This is a genomic window from Pseudoalteromonas sp. 2CM36K (assembly GCF_023161865.1).
Classification (GTDB): domain Bacteria; phylum Pseudomonadota; class Gammaproteobacteria; order Enterobacterales; family Alteromonadaceae; genus Pseudoalteromonas; species Pseudoalteromonas tetraodonis.
On sequence record NZ_JALNTK010000006.1, the window covers coordinates 76,265 to 93,750 of the forward strand.

The 17,486-nt window shown below is 40.5% G+C and carries 16 protein-coding genes; 11 read left to right on the top strand and 5 right to left on the bottom strand.

What is annotated here, in order from left to right; all coding sequences use genetic code 11:
* The first annotated feature begins 104 nt into the window (after window positions 1-104).
* From MTN97_RS05255 to MTN97_RS05275, 5 genes are all read left to right on the top strand, one after another.
* On the top strand, window positions 105-917 hold the full coding sequence (locus tag MTN97_RS05255; RefSeq protein WP_036982628.1) for a DUF3025 domain-containing protein: 813 nt from the start codon (window positions 105-107) through the stop codon (window positions 915-917).
* A complete protein-coding gene (locus tag MTN97_RS05260) occupies window positions 914-1,702 on the top strand; it encodes an ABC transporter ATP-binding protein (RefSeq protein WP_036982630.1) in 789 nt (262 codons plus the stop codon). The genes MTN97_RS05255 and MTN97_RS05260 overlap by 4 nt, the downstream gene beginning before the upstream one ends.
* Entirely contained in the window at window positions 1,695-2,903 is a 1,209-nt protein-coding gene (locus MTN97_RS05265; RefSeq protein ID WP_248473883.1) for an ABC transporter permease, read from the top strand. Before MTN97_RS05260 ends, MTN97_RS05265 begins: the two co-directional genes overlap by 8 nt.
* A gap of 173 nt (window positions 2,904-3,076) precedes the next feature.
* Window positions 3,077-3,451 (top strand): hypothetical protein, encoded by a 375-nt coding sequence (locus tag MTN97_RS05270; RefSeq protein WP_248473837.1) that lies wholly within the window; start codon window positions 3,077-3,079, stop codon window positions 3,449-3,451.
* A 519-nt stretch (window positions 3,452-3,970) separates the two neighbouring features.
* Window positions 3,971-4,210 carry a DUF3955 domain-containing protein gene (locus MTN97_RS05275; protein ID WP_248473838.1) on the top strand — a complete coding sequence of 80 codons (240 nt, stop codon included), beginning with the start codon at window positions 3,971-3,973 and terminating at the stop codon, window positions 4,208-4,210.
* Window positions 4,211-4,219: 9 nt separating this feature from the next.
* Here MTN97_RS05275 and MTN97_RS05280 read toward each other — a convergent pair whose 3' ends face one another.
* Both MTN97_RS05280 and MTN97_RS05285 read right to left on the bottom strand, forming a co-directional pair.
* On the bottom strand, window positions 4,220-4,852 hold the full coding sequence (locus MTN97_RS05280) for a trimeric intracellular cation channel family protein (protein WP_248473839.1): 633 nt from the start codon (window positions 4,850-4,852) through the stop codon (window positions 4,220-4,222).
* A gap of 278 nt (window positions 4,853-5,130) precedes the next feature.
* A complete protein-coding gene (locus MTN97_RS05285; protein WP_036982644.1) occupies window positions 5,131-6,147 on the bottom strand; it encodes a LacI family DNA-binding transcriptional regulator in 1,017 nt (338 codons plus the stop codon).
* A 290-nt stretch (window positions 6,148-6,437) separates the two neighbouring features.
* On the opposite strand from MTN97_RS05285, the gene glk reads away from it, so the two are divergent.
* From glk to MTN97_RS05315, 6 genes are all read left to right on the top strand, one after another.
* The gene (gene glk, locus MTN97_RS05290) at window positions 6,438-7,436 is read left to right on the top strand and encodes a glucokinase (RefSeq protein WP_214552710.1); all 999 of its coding nucleotides are present in this window, start codon (window positions 6,438-6,440) and stop codon (window positions 7,434-7,436) included.
* A gap of 29 nt (window positions 7,437-7,465) precedes the next feature.
* Complete coding sequence (locus tag MTN97_RS05295; protein ID WP_036982647.1) at window positions 7,466-8,479, top strand: LacI family DNA-binding transcriptional regulator; 1,014 nt, start codon at window positions 7,466-7,468, stop codon at window positions 8,477-8,479.
* Between the two features lie 337 nt (window positions 8,480-8,816).
* Complete coding sequence (gene edd / locus MTN97_RS05300) at window positions 8,817-10,667, top strand: phosphogluconate dehydratase (RefSeq protein WP_248473884.1); 1,851 nt, start codon at window positions 8,817-8,819, stop codon at window positions 10,665-10,667.
* Window positions 10,668-10,700: 33 nt separating this feature from the next.
* Window positions 10,701-11,333: a bifunctional 4-hydroxy-2-oxoglutarate aldolase/2-dehydro-3-deoxy-phosphogluconate aldolase gene (gene eda, locus MTN97_RS05305; protein WP_036982648.1), complete on the top strand. Its 633-nt coding sequence runs from the start codon at window positions 10,701-10,703 to the stop codon at window positions 11,331-11,333.
* Window positions 11,330-12,334, top strand: coding sequence for a type I glyceraldehyde-3-phosphate dehydrogenase (gene gap, locus MTN97_RS05310; RefSeq protein WP_069439484.1), 1,005 nt, complete (start codon window positions 11,330-11,332; stop codon window positions 12,332-12,334). The genes eda and gap overlap by 4 nt, the downstream gene beginning before the upstream one ends.
* 135 nt (window positions 12,335-12,469) lie before the next feature.
* Complete coding sequence (locus tag MTN97_RS05315) at window positions 12,470-12,970, top strand: sterol desaturase family protein (RefSeq protein WP_248473840.1); 501 nt, start codon at window positions 12,470-12,472, stop codon at window positions 12,968-12,970.
* 46 nt (window positions 12,971-13,016) lie between these two features.
* Here MTN97_RS05315 and MTN97_RS05320 read toward each other — a convergent pair whose 3' ends face one another.
* The 3 genes from MTN97_RS05320 to MTN97_RS05330 form a co-directional block, all read right to left on the bottom strand.
* Window positions 13,017-14,294, bottom strand: a complete 1,278-nt coding sequence (locus MTN97_RS05320) for a protein kinase (protein WP_248473841.1) — start codon at window positions 14,292-14,294, stop codon at window positions 13,017-13,019.
* Between the two features lie 73 nt (window positions 14,295-14,367).
* Window positions 14,368-15,081 carry a YebC/PmpR family DNA-binding transcriptional regulator gene (locus tag MTN97_RS05325; protein ID WP_036982657.1) on the bottom strand — a complete coding sequence of 238 codons (714 nt, stop codon included), beginning with the start codon at window positions 15,079-15,081 and terminating at the stop codon, window positions 14,368-14,370.
* A gap of 200 nt (window positions 15,082-15,281) precedes the next feature.
* Window positions 15,282-17,360: a M13 family metallopeptidase gene (locus MTN97_RS05330; RefSeq protein ID WP_248473842.1), complete on the bottom strand. Its 2,079-nt coding sequence runs from the start codon at window positions 17,358-17,360 to the stop codon at window positions 15,282-15,284.
* Window positions 17,361-17,486: the final 126 nt, after the last annotated feature.

Here is a 17,486-nt window from a genome sequence, read left to right on the forward strand (position 1 = left end):
GGCTCTTTTTTTGTTCTAAGTGGCGTTAGTATATGAACTTCTGTTAATTAGAACCAGTTTTTGCGGTAAACTGTTGCTGATAAAAATGTACAGTAAAGGTAACAATGAAGCGTTTTACTCCCCCAGAACAATTTCAAGTAACGAGTCTAAATGGAGGTGCATTTGAGCACCTTCGGCAGCTGTTTAAAATAGATCAGCAAATAGACTGGCCTGAGCCTGCGTACTTTACCCCGTATTTAAACGCCATCAATGCTAATAATCTCCCCATTCGTTTGGTCGATGATGCCAAGGTTGATTTTGCTGAGCGCTATTATGAACAAGTCATTTTTGAAACAGGGGACGTGCCCACCCGACAACAAAACTGGCATGATCTGTTTGGTGGTTTTATTTGGTGTTTATTTCCAAAAACAAAAGCCTTAATAAATCAGCGCCATGTAGACGAAATAGCCGAGCATGGATTAAAACAGCGTAGCAAACATCGTAACGCTTTAACCCTGTTTGACGAATGCGGTGTGGTTTTAGCTATTAGCGAATCACAGTGGAAAGAGTGGTTAAGAGATCATCAATGGAAAACAGCCTTCATCGAACATAGAGAGCTGTGGGGTAAAACCATAGCGCCTTTCATGTTTGGCCATGCTAACTACGAAATGTTGACTAAACCTTATATTGGACTGACTGGCAAAGCCTTATTTGTAAATGTACCGGATGAAATATTTTGTAAAGATTTAGTAACTAAATACCAGTACCTAGATCAGCGCCTTTATGAGATGATTAAAACTGATGATTGTTTAGCCGATAACAAACAGCTTTCACCTTTACCTTTATTAGGTGTTCCTGGTTGGTGTGATGAGAATAACAATCCATCATTTTACGATAACACGGACTATTTTAGACCGAAACGAAGGACACGAAAATGATAGAAGTTACCGCGCTTAAAAAGAAATTTAAGCTCACTAAAGATCATAAAAAAAATAAAATAGATGATATAGACCCCCGTGAAGATAAAGATTATTTTCACTCGGTTAAAAATGTCAGCTTTAGCTGTGCAAAAGGCGAAGTCTTAGGGCTGTTAGGGCCTAATGGTGCGGGCAAAACCACGACATTAAGAATGATCTCTACCGCTTTAAAACCTGATGATGGCAGTATTACTATTGCAGGAAACGACATAATTAAAAAGCCACTCATTGGGCGCAAGTGTATTGGTTTTTTATCCGGCTCTACTGGTTTATATGGTCGTTTAACGGTAAAAGAAAACATAGAGTATTTTGCAAAACTGCACGGCATGAGCAAGCAGGCTATTAAGGCACGCTGTGAAGAGTTATTTACCTTACTCGATATGCATAAATTTATTGATAAGCGCGCTGAGAACCTATCAACCGGCATGAAGCAAAAAGCCAACATTGCGCGTGCTGTGGTACATCACCCAGACGTTGTTATTCTCGATGAGCCAACTACCGGTCTCGATATTATGACCACCCAAACGGTGATCAACTTTATTAAAGGCTTAAAAGCACAAGGTACTCCTGTTATTTTTTCTACGCATCATTTAGATGAAGTTGCGCTTTTATGTGACCGCGTTGCGGTAATTAATGAAGGCGTTAGTTGTTTTGATGGCACGCTTGCTGAATTTAAACAGGAAGGCAACAGTGAAGAATTAAATCAAGCGTTTATGAACATATTAACGGAGAAACATGATGTTTGAAGTATTTAAAAAGGAATTAACAGAGCTACTACGCGATAAAAAAACCTTATTGTTCGTGGTGATATTTCCTATTGTGGTTTTTCCGTTGTTATTTGCTGTGGTTGCGTTTATATCCTCGCAAGCTGCGCTTGATGCTGAACAAAAAGTAAATACCTATGTGATTATCAATGGCGACTATGCACCAGAATTTTCTGATAAAGTGTTTTATCACAAAAGCTTTGAGTTATATAAAGGTGATAAAACTTTCAACAGTGTTGAGGAGCTAAAAACAGGTGTTAATGCCGGCGATATCGACATGGGTATATACCTGCCAAGCGATGCAGTGCAAACATTAAATGAGCAACAGCAAAGCGAATGGCAAGTTGTATTTAATGACTCAAAATCAATTAACTTCTTATTTGAGCGTGTCAAAGAGCTTGCTAAAGAGTACAGCGATACTTTACAAGAAAGTAAACTATTGAGCTTTGGTATAGATAAAAACGCACAAGAAGCTATTTTAAAGCCAGTTAATGTGGTTAAAGTAGATACTGCCGATAAACGCGAAAACCTAGGTGAAAAAGTGGGTGGGTTTTTACCTTATTTACTTATCCCGTTAGTACTGGTAGGCGCAACGTATCCGGCTATTGATTTAGGGGCCGGTGAAAAAGAACGAGGTACCTTAGAAACGTTATTACTTACGCCTATTACTCGTACTGAGCTAGTATTGGGTAAATTTATTACTCTATTAACCACGTCAATTGCATCAACCACTATAACCGTAATTAGTATGGGGTGTTGGATAGCCTTAGCGCTGGCATTTGCTGATCTTGAATTTATTAAAGCCGCTTTTAGTACATTGGCTATCACAGACTTACTGATGATTTTTGTATTATTATTGCCTATAGCAGCAACCTTTTCTGCATTAGCTCTGGCAATATCAATCTATGCACGCTCGTTTAAAGAAGCGCAAAATTACATGACGCCATTAAGCATGGTCGTGTTTTTCCCGATTATTATTTCAATTATGCCTAATATGGAACTGAGCTCGAAAACGGCGTTTATTCCGGTAACTAACGTCGCTTTAGCGATTAAAGAAATTGTTAAAGGCACCGTCGATTACACGCTGGTGGGATTGATATTCCTAGCAACAGCATTCATCGCTGGGGCACTACTGGCATTTTGTGTGAAATGGTTTAACCGTGAAGATGTACTATTTAGGTAAAATAATATAGACCATAAAAAAGCATCACGTGAGTGATGCTTTTTTCGAAGCTATACATTTAAGGTAGTTTGAATTATGTAATTAAATAGTTAAACTTTATTATCATAACTATGGACTAACCAAACAAGGATGGATTCTTGTAAATACCCCTTTTTTATCTCTCACTATTGAGTATGAGCTGCACTTTTTGCTCGCTAACATACACAACACCATTACGCGCAAAAACTATTCAGCCAACTACCCAGGTAGGCACATGGCAAAATAAAGACGAATACGGCGATGGCGTGCCTAATGAACAGGATGTTTATCCGTTTGATGCAAATTTATCGGCAGCGACTTATTTTCAAGAATCAGAATTAAACGATAATCTAGGCAAAGTTGAAAACTTAAACTCAAAAATACCGTATTTTGTTTCAGGTGTAGTACAGCAAACACAAGATTTAGATTTGTTTAAGTTCTCAATAAATAAGGCAGAGCGGGTATCAGTTGTACCTAATACAACGAACTCAAATTTTAGACCCACTTCACTGAGCGAAATTCGAAAGTAAATAAAAGATATATTAAAGTAGCTGTTGTTGGGTGTTTTTAATTTAGGTAGTAAGGTTGATATGCAAGATTTAGTATACAAGTATGGACAAAGAGTTATTTCTTTTCTGATCGTTATTACATTGCTCGTTAATTGGGAAATGTATTCAATTATAGGGGCGGTTAGATTGACGCTTGCAAATAACTTGCTAATAATTATATGGATTATTCTTTTATTTACCTTTGCCGTGCAGCAGCAATTAATGAGTGTTCTCGTTTAGCCGTGCTCCGAGGTGCTATACAACTTAGGCTTCGCGTTTTAAAATAAGCCCAGCGTACCCGCATTATGCTCGAACGGGATTTATTATAGATAAAGATGACGACCATTTTTACTATATGTCTAAACGTATCGCTTAAAAGCTAATTGCCCCAATTTTAGGCGTTTGTAATGGTAACTTAATTCTTTGTTCAGTCACTCTAAATGACTGTGTGATGATACAAAGATAAAACACTATTTTATAAGAGTCACCACGGGTCATACTATGCACTTACTTACTAATAAAACATTGATGCTTGGTTTTTGCTTGTTACTAACAGGCGCTATTTTTATGCTTGTAGAGAATAGTTATTATCAATACGTTGATAATAACGGTGTATTGCATGAAAGCTTATTTTTGCCTTTGAGTATGCTGTGTTTTGCTTTGGGGTTATTTTTTGTGGCCAGTTTATTAGCCCGCAAAGTAATAGGGCTCTTTAAAAGCGCTAGTGGAGGTGGGCATTAACCGCTGTTGTTATTGCTCATTATTTAAGTTAGAGGGTTCTAACAAACTAAATGTAGGTAAGCGCCATTTAAAGTGTACCGATGCCATTCGAATTAAATAACCTACCACTAAACTTGCAACCACGCTGATATTGTCATCAATGTTGTAGTGGTGCAGTGCTAAGTATAAACAAGCAACAATAAGCGCTACGCTTGCGTAAAGTTCATGATGAAGTACTAATGGCGCTTGTCGACAAATTAAATCACGTAACAACCCACCAAATACACCGGTTACTATGGCTGCAACTACACAAATTCCATAGTGCAAACCCATATTTAGCCCAACTTGGCAGCCAATTATACTAAATGCGGCAAGCCCTAGGGCATCTAGGCGCATAAATATGCCTTTAAATTTAACCACCCATTTTGCCAACCAAGTAGTCACAATACCGGCTAGGCAAGTGATCATTAAATATTCTGGGTGTTTTACCCAAGTCAGTGGGTAATTACCTAATAAAATATCTCGCACGCTGCCACCACCAATTGCTGTAGCACTGGCCACTAACATAACACCAAACCAATCCATGTTTCTGCGTCCAGCGCTAAGAGCACCAGTCATGGCTTCTGCTGTAATACCCATAATATAAACGATGGTTAAAAGCATGAGATGATCACTTGAAAATTTAACATGAAAATAAAAGTGCGATTGTAGAGATAAAATAGTGTATTGACGAGTGAAAAATTACATTAAAAACAGCCACTTTCAGATTAATAAAACTAATGTTATAGCAAGGTGTGAATAGCCTGTTAATGCAAAGAAACCACTTGCTTTAGTGTTAAAAACAAAAAGGACAAATGACCGTAAAAACGCAATAAAGCCTGAATAAATTTAAGGGTGACAGGGTGTTATTGCCTTTTTTTTGCTAGTTTTTAAAAGCAGTGTTAGCTCGACCCACGTGCAATTAAACGCGGAGGCAGCAGGGTGCTTTGTACTTGCTCACCACGAATTAATTTGAGTAAGTTTTCAACTAACATTTGCCCCGCTATAGTGGTGTTTTGCTCTATGGTTGTCAGCGGCGGATTTATGTAACTGGCAATAGATATATTATCAAAGCCGATTACGGCTACATCTTTTGGCACGTTTATATTGGCTTCTTTTAAAGCCCGTATTGCGCCTATTGCAATAAGGTCGCTGGCAGCAAAAAGTGCATTAAAGGTAATGTTATTAGCAATTAACGAACGCGTGGCATGATAGCCAGACTCTTCAGTAGAAATAGCGTTAGCAATTTTACGATCATTAAGTGTAATACCATTTTGTTGTAACGCGTCTTTAAAACCATTGAAACGGGCAAAAAATTCAGGGCTATGATCAGAGGCATCGCCTATAAACGCGCAGTCTTTGCGGCTATGTGCCAACAAATGCTCAGCGGCGAGTTTACCGCCGCCATAATTATCACAACTTATGGTTAAATCAGGGCGGTTATCAACACTTGCTCCCCAGCAAACAAACTTGGTGTTTTGTTCAAGCAAGGTGTTAAATTTTGGCTGAAAATCAATGTAGTCGCCATAACCCAATAAAATGATGCCATCTGCACGGTGACTGTCTTCGTAATCTGCCTGCCAATCAGCACTTGCCGATTGAAATGACACGAGTAAATCGTAACCCTCTTTAGCGCAGGCACGAGTAATACTGCCCAGCATGGCTAAAAAAAACGGATTGATTTGTGACTCATCTGAGGTAGGGTCTTCAAACAACAATAATGCTAAAGTACTGCTTTGTTGAGTGCGAAGGTTACTGGCGTTTTTGTCTACTTTGTAATTAAGTTTTTTAGCAATATCGTGAACACGTCTTCGTGTTTCGTCATTTACCAGTGGACTATTTCGTAAAGCACGAGAAACTGTAGATTGAGACACCCCAGCATAATGGGCTATATCAAACGAGGTGGCTTTACCTTTCATCACTATTACTTACTAAAGAGGACAATAAGAGACTATTCTCGTTTATTGATGGATTTTTTCAAGCTTATTTATCAATAAAGGCATTTTTTTATTGATTTTGACATGACACCGGTGTCACAATAGGGGCGTTTTATCATTTTGTTGTCAAAACGTATTAGCTACCTTTATTATTTAAGGTAGCTTTTTTTACAGTGATAGCTGCTTTGAGGTGATAGCTCAAAGTAAATAAGTATCAATGATACCCCATTAAAATAATAAGTACTCATTACTTAAACAAAAGAGATAACACTATGGGTTTACACTCTAGCACACACTTTGATCCTATTCTGGTTGCCGATATTGGCGGCACAAATGCTCGTTTTGCGTTGATCACTGGGTTCGACGAATCAAGTAATCAATTTACCATTGAGCATAACCTTACGTTTCCCAGTGCTAACTATGGATCGCTCGAAAGTGCTACCGAGTACTACTTATCAACAGTGTCTCATATAAATCCTAAACGTGCGTGCTTAGCAGTAGCAGGCCCTATAAATGCAGGGCAAGTTCACTTAACTAATTTAGGTTGGCACTTTAGCGTTAATGATTTTAAACACCACTTTGACCTTACTCAATTAAGCGTTATAAATGACTTTGCTGCTTTTGCCTACGCAGCACCGTATTTAGACCCTTCACAAAATGTCACTGTTAAACCTGGTCAAGCGGATGAGTCTGCCAATATAGGTGTAATGGGTCCAGGCACTGGTTTTGGTGCAGCGTGCTTAGTTAGAACCGCACATTCATGCGCGGTGATGAGTTCAGAAGGCGGGCATATTTCCTTAGCAGCCGTTAATCAACTCGACGCTCAACTTATTCAAGAACTCAAAAAAGACCACCCACATGTATCGGTAGAAACGGTATTTTCGGGCCCTGGCATTGCTCATTTGTACAAAGCCATGGCTGCAGTTAAAGGGGTCGCCGCAAAGAATTTAGACGCTGCACAAATTAGTAGCTTAGCCAACAGCGGTGAATGTGAAGTGTGTGAAGCAACCCTTAATCAATTTTGTGATTGGATTGGCAGTGTTGCAGGCGATTTAGCGTTGGCCTACGGCGCCTTAGGCGGCCTTTATATTGGCGGTGGCATATTACCAAGAATGCAGGCTCGTTTACTGGAAAGCCGCTTTATTGAGCGCTTTTCGCAAAAGGGCATTATGTCGCAATATACAGGCCAAATCCCGGTCACATTAGTAACACAAGACAACATTCCTTTAATTGGTGCTGCCGCGTGTTTGCATACGAGTCAACAGGTTTAATTACGTTGCATACATTTGGAAATAAATAGATGAAAAAAGTCACTATAAACAGCGTTGCCAGTCATGCAGGTGTTTCTAAAAAAACCGTATCGCGAGTACTCAATAATGAGCCTAATGTCAGTGCAGCTACACGCGAAAAAGTGTTAGCGGTATTTAAAGAGCTAGATTACACCCCAAACCCGATTGCTCGAGGACTTGCACAAAACCGTAGTTTTATTATTGGTTGCTTATACGACAATCCAAGTAAAAGTTATATTACTCGGGTGCAAACAGGCGCATTGGCTGCATGCCAAGAAAACAACTATAACTTGTTGATTCACCCTTGTGAGCTCAGAGGTGAGGCACTCATTAATAATATAGAGCAATTATTACAGTCATCACGCCTCGATGGTTTAGTACTTACGCCACCATTTTGTGACTTTTCAGAACTGGTTGATTTTTTAAAGTCGAAAAAAATTCCTTATGCTCGAGTGGCTTCTGCTATTTTAGAAGATGACTCTATTTCTGTTACCAGTAATGACGAGCAGGGCGCATTTGAGATTACCGAACATTTAATAAACCTAGGGCATACCTCTATCGCGTTTATTAAAGGTCACCCAGATCACAGTGCTACACAGCAGCGTTTTAAAGGCTACAGACGCGCACTGGCAACCCATGGTATTGAATTTAACGAACGCTTAGTTGAAGAGGGTAACTTTAGTTACCATTCAGGGGTAGACAGTGCCCGTAGTATTTTAGATTTATCTCCACGTCCTACTGCTGTATTTGCATCGAATGATTACATGGCAGCCGCTGTACTTAAATTAGCCACTCAGCGCAACTTACGCGTTCCAGACGATATTTCTATTGCAGGCTTTGATAATGCGCCCATAGCGCGCCATATATGGCCAGGCCTGACCACCATTGCTCAACCTGTAGAAGAAATGACTAAACAAGCGGTTACCCAATTAATTACCCACATTATTGAGCCGCAAGAGTCGCCTTATAAAGTGATTTTAGAAGCAAAATTAATCACGCGTGAGTCTACCGCAGCCGTAAAATAACATCGCTTTTTCACAGTAGCCCGAGTATGAGTGACGCTTACTCGGGCTTTTTTTTATCTGCATTTTAATCTTCAATATTTTCCACTGATATTTCATTAAAAATTCACGTTTATTTATTGTACATGCTAAAAAAAAGAACTATTTTTATTACTAAGGGTTGACACCGGTGTCATTGTCATGCGTTAATGGCTGACACCGGTGTCAGGGTTGTTGTGAGAGGCTCCCTGGTAGCGTACCTTTGAACGGGTAAGTCAAAGATGCTCAGTACAGTTATTTTCGTGGAGTCTATAGTTGTTACTGAGCCTTTATCCTCTAACGAATAGAGATGAGTAAAATTATGTTGCACCCTCGAATTCAAGAAGTCACAGAACGCGTTATTGAGCGCAGTAAACAAACCCGTCAAGCCTATTTAGATCGTATTTCGCACGCAAAAAAACAAACAAGAGTTCGTGCTGGATTAGGCTGTGGCAATATTGCTCATGTAATGGCTGCGTGTAGCAGCGATGACAAAGCGCGTTTAAAAGCAGACGAGGTGCCAAACCTTGCAATTATCAATTCATATAACGACATGTTATCTGCGCATGTGCCTTACAAAGAATACCCAGATTTAATTAAAAGCATTGCCACTAAATTTGACGCGACCGCGCAAGTTGCTGGCGGTGTACCTGCAATGTGTGATGGCGTTACCCAAGGTCGTGACGGCATGGAGCTATCGCTTTTTTCTCGTGACGTTATTGCTATGTCTACTGCGGTTTCGTTATCGCATGACGTGTTTGATGGTGTGTTTTGTTTAGGCGTATGTGACAAAATCGTCCCAGGTCTATTAATTGGTGCTTTATCATTTGGCCACCTACCTGTGTACTTCTTACCGGCAGGGCCAATGCAGTCAGGTATTCCAAACAAAGACAAAGCACGTGTGCGTCAGAAGTTTGCCCAAGGTTTAGTATCTCGTGAAGAGCTATTAGAGGCGGAAAGCGCTTCTTACCATAGCGCCGGTACCTGTACATTTTATGGCACTGCAAATTCAAACCAAATGCTAATGGAAATTATGGGCTTACACCTTCCAGGTAGCTCGTTTATAAACCCATACACAGAACTGCGTGATGGCTTAACCGGTAATGCGGTTGAAACTATGCTTAAGCAGCTTACAGAAAACAAAGATGGCCCGTGTTTAGCGGATGTGGTCAGCGAAAAAACTATAATTAACGGCTTAGTTGGGTTGTTATCAACAGGTGGCTCAACCAATCATGCAATCCATATTGTGGCGATTGCTAAAGCGGCCGGTATTCAAGTTACATGGAAAGACATGTCTGATTTATCAGCGGTTGTTCCACTACTGACGCGTATTTACCCAAATGGCTCAGCAGATGTTAATCACTTTCAAGCAGCCGGCGGAATGGGCTTCTTAATGCGTGAATTAGCAGGTGCTGGTTACCTTCATACAGACGTAACCACTATTTTAGGCGAAGGCCTTGCACCTTACATGTGTGAGCCGCTACTCGATAAAGACGACAACCTAATTATGAGTGATGCGAATGGCCCAAGCAAAGTTAAGTGGGTAGCGTGTCCAGAAAACTCACATGATGAAGAAGTACTTCGCCCAGTAAGTAACCCATTTAGTAAGCAAGGTGGTTTACAGCTACTAACGGGTAACTTAGGTAAAGCGGTTATTAAAGTTTCTGCGGTTGCAGAGTCTCATCAAGTGGTGTCGGCACCGGCTAAAGTATTTAGCTCACAAGGTGAGTTACAAGATGCCTACAGCCGTGGCGAACTAAACCAAGATTTTATTGCTGTTCTTAAAGAGCAAGGGCCAAAAGCCAAAGGCATGCCTGAGCTTCATAAGCTCACACCGGTAATGGCAACATTACAAGATCAGGGCTATAAAGTGGCTATTGTTACCGACGGACGTATGTCGGGCGCATCAGGCAAAGTACCAGCGGCAATCCACTTAGCTCCTGAAGCGGTAGAAGGTGGCATTATAGCTAAAATCCATGAAGGCGATATTGTTACTTTAGATGCGCCTAATGGTATTTTAAAAGTGTATGTAAGTGATGAAGAGCTTGCTAAACGAGAGCCGCAAATTAGCCAAGCAAGCCAAACGTTTGGTACAGGTCGTGAATTATTTACTGGATTTAGAAACATAGTAAGCAGTGCCGATTTAGGTGCAAGTGCTTTTGGACTTGAATAATAATTAGCCATATTGGGTAATGAGGAACAAGTAATGAGTATTGAAAAAATCTTAGCATCGGCACCGGTAGTGCCAGTGGTGGTAATCGAAAAATTAGAAGATGCCGCACCACTTGCAAGAGCGTTATATAACGGTGGCTTAAAAGCACTTGAAATTACACTGCGTACACCCATTGCAGCTGAGGCTGTAAAACTAATGAAAGCGGAAGTGCCCGAAGCTTATGTTGGTACAGGTACTGTGGTGGATAAAGCAAGCTTTAACGCATCAGTAGAGGCGGGTGCTGACTTTATGGTAAGCCCAGGTGTTAGCGATGAGTTATTAGCGCTGGCAAAAGAGTCTTCTATTCCATTTTTACCCGGTGCAGCGACCCCAAGCGAAGTGATGAACTTAGCTGCTCATGGTTTTAAGTTCTTAAAGTTTTTTCCTGCAGAAGCTGCAGGCGGTGCTGCTATGCTTAAATCTATTGGCGGCCCATTACCTGATATTACTTTTTGTCCAACCGGTGGCATTAGTTTAGCAACCGCTCCTGATTACTTAGCACTTAACAATGTTATTTGCGTAGGTGGTACCTGGATGTTAGATAAGCAACTTATTGAAAATAAAGACTGGCAAGCTATTGAAACGCTTGCTCGCCAAGCATGTGAAGTTAATAGGAGTCAAAAATGATTAATGTAGCAATTAATGGCTACGGCCGAATTGGTCGTAATGTATTGCGTGCACTGTATGAATCAGCGCAAAATAATGAAATTAAAATTGTGGCTATTAACGATTTAGCCCCAGCCAATGTAAATGCTCATCTGACTCAGTTTGACTCAGTACATGGTCGTTTTTCACAGCAAGTAACACTTAAAGATAACACTATGCTAATTGGCGATGATGTGATCACGCTAACGCAAGAACGTGACCCTGCTAATTTACCGTGGAAAGAACTAAACGTTGACATAGTACTTGAATGTACGGGGTTATTCACGTCACGCGAAGCGGCTAAAAAGCATATTGAAGCCGGTGCTAAAAAAGTAGTGGTATCGGCACCTGGTACAGATATGGATGCAACGGTAGTTCATGGTGTAAATAGCGATGTAATTAATGCCGATAGCAACATCATCTCAAACGCGTCGTGTACAACTAACTGTTTAGCGCCAGTAGCCAAAGCAATAAACGATACGGTAGGGATTGAACAAGGTAGCATGACTACTATTCACGCTTATACCAACGATCAAAATTTATCGGATGTATACCACCCAGATTTATACCGTGCGCGAAGTGCAACTCAATCTATGATCCCAACTAAAACGGGTGCTGCAAAAGCGGTTGGATTAGTTCTGCCTGAACTTGCCGGTAAACTAGATGGTATGGCGGTACGTGTACCTACAATTAATGTGTCATTAGTTGATTTAACATTTATTGCTAAGCGTAACACAAGTATTGAAGAAATTAACCAAGTAGTTAAAGCAGCCTCAGAAGGGCCAATGAAAGGTATTTTAGAGTACAACGAGCTGCCGCTTGTTTCTATCGACTTTAACCATAACCCAGCCTCATCTATTTTTGATGCAACGCAAACACGTGCTGATGGTAAATTGGTTAAAGTAATGGCGTGGTACGACAACGAATGGGGTTTCTCAAACCGCATGTTAGATCAAGTTAAAGCGCTGGGTGCTTATTTATAATTTTTCCGTGTAGTTAAATTTTACTTTATCCAGCCAAGCCACGCACTGCGTGGCTTTTTTTGTGTTTTAGTTAGCCCAAAGTTTGCTAGAATATACGCACTAGAATAGGGACTGCATATTATATTAAGGGAAATAATGCTAAAACACGTCACTAAAAAAATATTTCGCACCAGTCACCTGCAAATTGGTGAGGGTAATATCAGCGGTTATATTGCTTGCTTTTTGGCAATATTAAGTTGCTTAGGAGTGCTTGCATTCCACTTTCCTGAATATTTAACGACTCCCGAATTACGCAAAAGCTATAGCGTCGAGTTTTTACGTCAGCTTATGTTTGTTGCCCTTATTATTTCAGGAAGTCTAGGCTTTCAAGCGGTATTTAATCACGCCAACGTAAATGTAAAATTTGGGTGGTTAAAGTATTTTATGGTTACACCGCAGTTTCATCATTGGCATCACGCATCCGACAAAGCCGCAATTGATAGAAATTATGCAGCTCATTTTTCGTTTTTAGATTACTTGTTTGGGACTGCAGTAAAAGGGCAAGCAGAGTGGCCTAAAGAATATGGGGTTGTGGGTGATTACATGCCTGTAGGTATGCTAAAGCAACAAATTTACCCGTTTAAAAAACAAAAATAATGTTCAATTTTAGCTTGCGGCCATAATATTAATGGCCGCATAACCACTATAAAAAGTCAGCTAATGCGCTAAGTGTTGGCCGCTGTGTGATATTTTCGCTCATGCATTGCTGCGCAATATGTTTTAAGTGCATGACTTCAGCGCTTTGCTCTTGGCAGGTTGTGAGTAAATCCTCGATTAAACACCCTAAAGCACGCACTTCTATTAACTGCATTTGTTGACGTTGATAGTCACTGAGCATAGTAAGATCAGTTGCCGCGCCAAAATCTCCAAACAGCACACGCGCGTGCGGGTCAACCATGGTATTGTGCGCATATATATCACCATGGCTTATATTGTGCTGGTGCAAGTGGGCCACAGTGCTAACCATTTGCTGCGCTATGGCATAAATTACTTGGGTAGAGTAGTGGCAATCGCTTTCAAATGTATCTCGAGTACAGGTTTCAAGGCTCGGCGGTAAGCCAAGATTTGTAAAGCTTGAATCAATTAACTCCATCACTAAACCAAGCTGTTGCTGTTGTTCAATGTAAGCCAGTACTTTAATTAAGTTTGGATGCTCAAGCGCTTGCAAGCAGCAATTAACTTCATCCAGCGGATAACCATCGCTTGTAATAGTCCCTTTAAATAACTTAACAGCAACCGGCTCTTTATTCGTTGAATAAGCAAGATGGATAATTCCTGATGCACCTTGGCCTATTACTTTACTGAGTGAGTAATCTGCCAGTGGTTTATTGGTTAAATTTGATTGGGTAAGGCACTGTGATTTATTAAAGCAATTACCTGCAAATGCAAGCCAAGTCAGCTTTGGTAGTTCAAATAGCCAATCATCAATTTGAGTTAACTGATTTGCAGAGAGCCTAATTAGTTCTAAGTTATGGCAGTTTGCCATGCTTATTGGTAGCTCACTGAGCTGATTACCTGCCAATGCCAGCTTTTTAAGCGCAGTGTATTGGCCAAATGTTGCAGGTAGCTTAGCTATTTTATTATCTGTAAGAATAAGCCATTCAATCGCTTTAGGTAGGCAGTGATCTGCAAATTCAGTGATGTCATTACCTTTAAATGCAACCATGATCAAAGCAGGGCACTTAGCGAGTATTTTAGGTATATGGTTAAACTGATTAAACGATAAAAACAGTCGTTTTAATTTTGTTAAGCAAGCAAATTCATCAGGTAAATCAGATAAATTATTATTAGATAAATCCAAGACTTCAAGGGTATCCGCGAGGGTAAAAATTTCCTCTGGAAAGTGGCTTAGCGCTTCAACTAATTGTAGGTGTTTTGCACCAAGTAATTGGCCGCTGCGAAGTTGTGAAAGGGTATTCAAAATTAATAATCCATTTTAAAATCAATAAAAAGGCCAACTAAGTTGGCCTTTAAATACGATTAAGCTTTAATGTTTAAAATTGTGCGTTGTGGTACACGTTTTGTACGTCGTCACAATCTTCAAGCATGGCTAAAAAGCGTTCCATCACTTCTACATCTTCGCCTTCAATAGGGGCTTCTACTTGGGGTACAAAGGCAATTAAGTCTTCGTCAAACTCTGTCACACCCATCTCTTCAAGTGCGGTACGCGTATTGTTGTATTCAGTGTGCGGTGCAAATACGGTCACTTTACCGTTTTCTACTTCTACATCGGTTACATCAACGTCAGCCATCATTAGCGCTTCAAGAACGGTTTCATCGTTGTCACCGTCAAATACAAAAATAGCAAGGTGATCAAATAAGTGTGATACCGAGTTTTGTGCGCCAATTTTAGCATTTGCTTTAGTAAAACACACACGTACATCAGCAAAGGTACGTTTGTTGTTGTCGGTTAAACAGTCAACAATAATCATGCAATTACCTGGGCCGTAACCTTCGTAGCGCGTAGCTGCATAGTCTTCACCGCCGCCGCCTTTAGCTTTATCAATGGCGCGTTCAATTACGTGAGCCGGTACTTGGTCTTTTTTAGCGCGTTCAATTAAACGACGCAGTGCTAGGTTACCGTCTGGGTCAATACCGCCGTTTTTAGCACAAATATAAATTTCTTTACCGTATTTTGAATAAACTTTAGTTTTAGCACCCGCAGTTTTAGCCATTGAATCTTTTTTGTTTTGGTAAGCTCTTCCCATCTGCGTTTCGCCTTAATATGTATAAATAATTGAAAAAATTTGCAAGCCCATATTCTAAAGGTAAATGCGGGGCAGGGCTAGTAAGTATTGAGATTGATTACTAAGTAACGAAGGGAAACATTTATTATGGTTGGAAAATAAAACAACCCGCCAAAGCGGGTTGTTTAATACCTTACAATCGATGAACAGTTGTCAGGGTATTACCAAATACGAACACGTTCGTCTTCTGGTAAGTACAACTCATCACCTGGTTTTACATCAAATGCTTTATACCAAGCGTCGTGGTTACGAGGCGCTTGTGCTCTAAAGCGACCTGGCGCATGCGTACCGCCACGTAATTGGTTTAACATGCTTTGCTCAGTACGTTTTTCTTTCCATACTTGTGCCCACGCTAAGAAGAAACGTTGATCGCCAGTTACACCATCAATCACAGGGGCTTCTTTACCATTTAGGCTTAGTTTATAGGCATGATAAGCCATGGCTAAACCACCTACATCACCAATATTTTCACCTAAGCTATTACGGCCATTTACAAAGTTACCTGGAATTGGTTCGTATTTGCTGTACTGAGCCGCCAGTTTGTCGGCTTTAGCATCAAAAGCAGCACGATCTTCATCAGTCCACCAATTACGTTGTATGCCGTTAGCGTCAGATTTTGAGCCTTGATCATCAAAACCATGACCCATTTCGTGGCCAATCACAGCACCAATACCACCGTAGTTTACCGCAGGATCTGCATTTGGATCGAAAAACGGTGGTTGTAATATAGCGGCAGGGAATACAATTTCGTTAAACGAACTATTGTAATAAGCATTTACACGTTGTGGTGTCATACCCCAGCGATTGCGGTCGGTTTTCTTAAGCTCTTTTTCAACGCTATCGGCTTGGAAAAACTCACGCATATTTTTTACATTAGCCATTAAATCATTTTTGCTAATGCTTAAGCCTTCATAAGATTGCCATTCGTCTGGGTAACCTATTTTTGGCACAAATGCCGCTAATTTTGCACGCGCATTTACTTTTGTTTCTGCGCCCATCCAATCTAGATTATCAATACGCTCGCCAAGCGCTGTGCGTAAGTTTTCAACTAGCTCAGACATTTGTTGCTTTGATGACTCAGGGAAATAACGATCTACATAAATTTTACCAATCGCAAAGCCTAGTGAACTAGTGCCAGACATTTGGCTGATAGCACGTTTCCAGCGTGGACGAGGCTCTTGTTGACCATTTAACTCTTTACCAAAGAAAGCAAAGCTTGTGTTAAATATGTCTTCTGACAACAGCCCAGCGTTGCCATTAATTGCATGGTACGTTAGGTAGTCTTTCCATACGCTTATATCTTCGTTGTTGATTAAATCAATCATGGCCTTTACAGGTTCAGGCTGCGACACGTTTAGCTGCGGTACTTTGTAACCTGTTTGCGCAAAGTATAAATCCCAATTAAATCCAGGGTACTGGGTACTTAACTCGTCACGTTTTATTTGGTTTAACGTTATGTCACGATTACGGCGTTTTTCACGTGGCCAATGACCTTCTGCAATTTTTGTTTCTAACGCTAAAATTGCTTGTGCACGTTCAGTGGTATTTTCAACACCGGCAAATTTAAGCATATCGGCAATATGTGCAACATACGCTTCACGGGTTTTTACAAAACGTTCTGCATCTTCAAGGTAGTAAGAGCGATCGGGTAAGCCTAAGCCACCTGCACCTAATGACATTTCGTATTTATTGGGATCTAAACGGTTAAACCACATACCACCACCAATTGGGGCGCTAACACCTGTGAGCCATGAATTACCAAATATTTTTGCTAAGTCATCAGTTGAGTCGACAGCGTTAATATCGTTAAGCAATGGTTTAATGGGAGTCACACCGAGCTTATTAAGCGTGTCGGTATCCATGTACGAATTATAAAAATCAGCAACTAGTTGCTCTTCTGCGTTTAAATTTTCACGTGCTGCAATGTCTTCAATGATTTCTTTTACGCGTTCTTCACTGCGTTCAGCTAACGCAGAAAACGCACCATAGCGTGTTTTATCTGCTGGCATTTCATAGTTGTCGTACCATGAACCGCTGGCATACATAAAAAAGTCATCGCCTGGTTTTACAGCTTCGTTACGGGCAGTTAAATCAACCCCAAACGTGCCTAATTCAGCTTTCTCAGTTGCTTGTGGTTTTTCTGCAACGGCTGCGACTTGCTCAGTTTTTGTAGTTTGTGGCTCTGAACAGCCGGTAATAAATGTGGCAGCGAGCGCCGCTGCAATTAAACTCTTTTTCATTACTTTCCCCTATGAATTCACGTTATTTAATTCGTTATATTTTTGTTATAAAAATAGCCATTTGATTGTATTGATAACTTCACTGCAAATAAACCTTTTGAGGTGAATAACCGTACCGGTCGATAA

Coding starts and splice junctions, on each gene's coding strand:
- MTN97_RS05255 (WP_036982628.1), top strand. CDS start 105: ATGAAGCGTTTTACTCCCCCAGAACAATTTCAAGTAACGAGTCTAAAT.
- MTN97_RS05260 (WP_036982630.1), top strand. CDS start 914: ATGATAGAAGTTACCGCGCTTAAAAAGAAATTTAAGCTCACTAAAGAT.
- MTN97_RS05265 (WP_248473883.1), top strand. CDS start 1,695: ATGTTTGAAGTATTTAAAAAGGAATTAACAGAGCTACTACGCGATAAA.
- MTN97_RS05270 (WP_248473837.1), top strand. CDS start 3,077: ATGAGCTGCACTTTTTGCTCGCTAACATACACAACACCATTACGCGCA.
- MTN97_RS05275 (WP_248473838.1), top strand. CDS start 3,971: ATGCACTTACTTACTAATAAAACATTGATGCTTGGTTTTTGCTTGTTA.
- MTN97_RS05280 (WP_248473839.1), bottom strand. CDS start 4,852: ATGCTTTTAACCATCGTTTATATTATGGGTATTACAGCAGAAGCCATG.
- MTN97_RS05285 (WP_036982644.1), bottom strand. CDS start 6,147: ATGAAAGGTAAAGCCACCTCGTTTGATATAGCCCATTATGCTGGGGTG.
- glk (WP_214552710.1), top strand. CDS start 6,438: ATGGGTTTACACTCTAGCACACACTTTGATCCTATTCTGGTTGCCGAT.
- MTN97_RS05295 (WP_036982647.1), top strand. CDS start 7,466: ATGAAAAAAGTCACTATAAACAGCGTTGCCAGTCATGCAGGTGTTTCT.
- edd (WP_248473884.1), top strand. CDS start 8,817: ATGTTGCACCCTCGAATTCAAGAAGTCACAGAACGCGTTATTGAGCGC.
- eda (WP_036982648.1), top strand. CDS start 10,701: ATGAGTATTGAAAAAATCTTAGCATCGGCACCGGTAGTGCCAGTGGTG.
- gap (WP_069439484.1), top strand. CDS start 11,330: ATGATTAATGTAGCAATTAATGGCTACGGCCGAATTGGTCGTAATGTA.
- MTN97_RS05315 (WP_248473840.1), top strand. CDS start 12,470: ATGCTAAAACACGTCACTAAAAAAATATTTCGCACCAGTCACCTGCAA.
- MTN97_RS05325 (WP_036982657.1), bottom strand. CDS start 15,081: ATGGGAAGAGCTTACCAAAACAAAAAAGATTCAATGGCTAAAACTGCG.
- MTN97_RS05330 (WP_248473842.1), bottom strand. CDS start 17,360: ATGAAAAAGAGTTTAATTGCAGCGGCGCTCGCTGCCACATTTATTACC.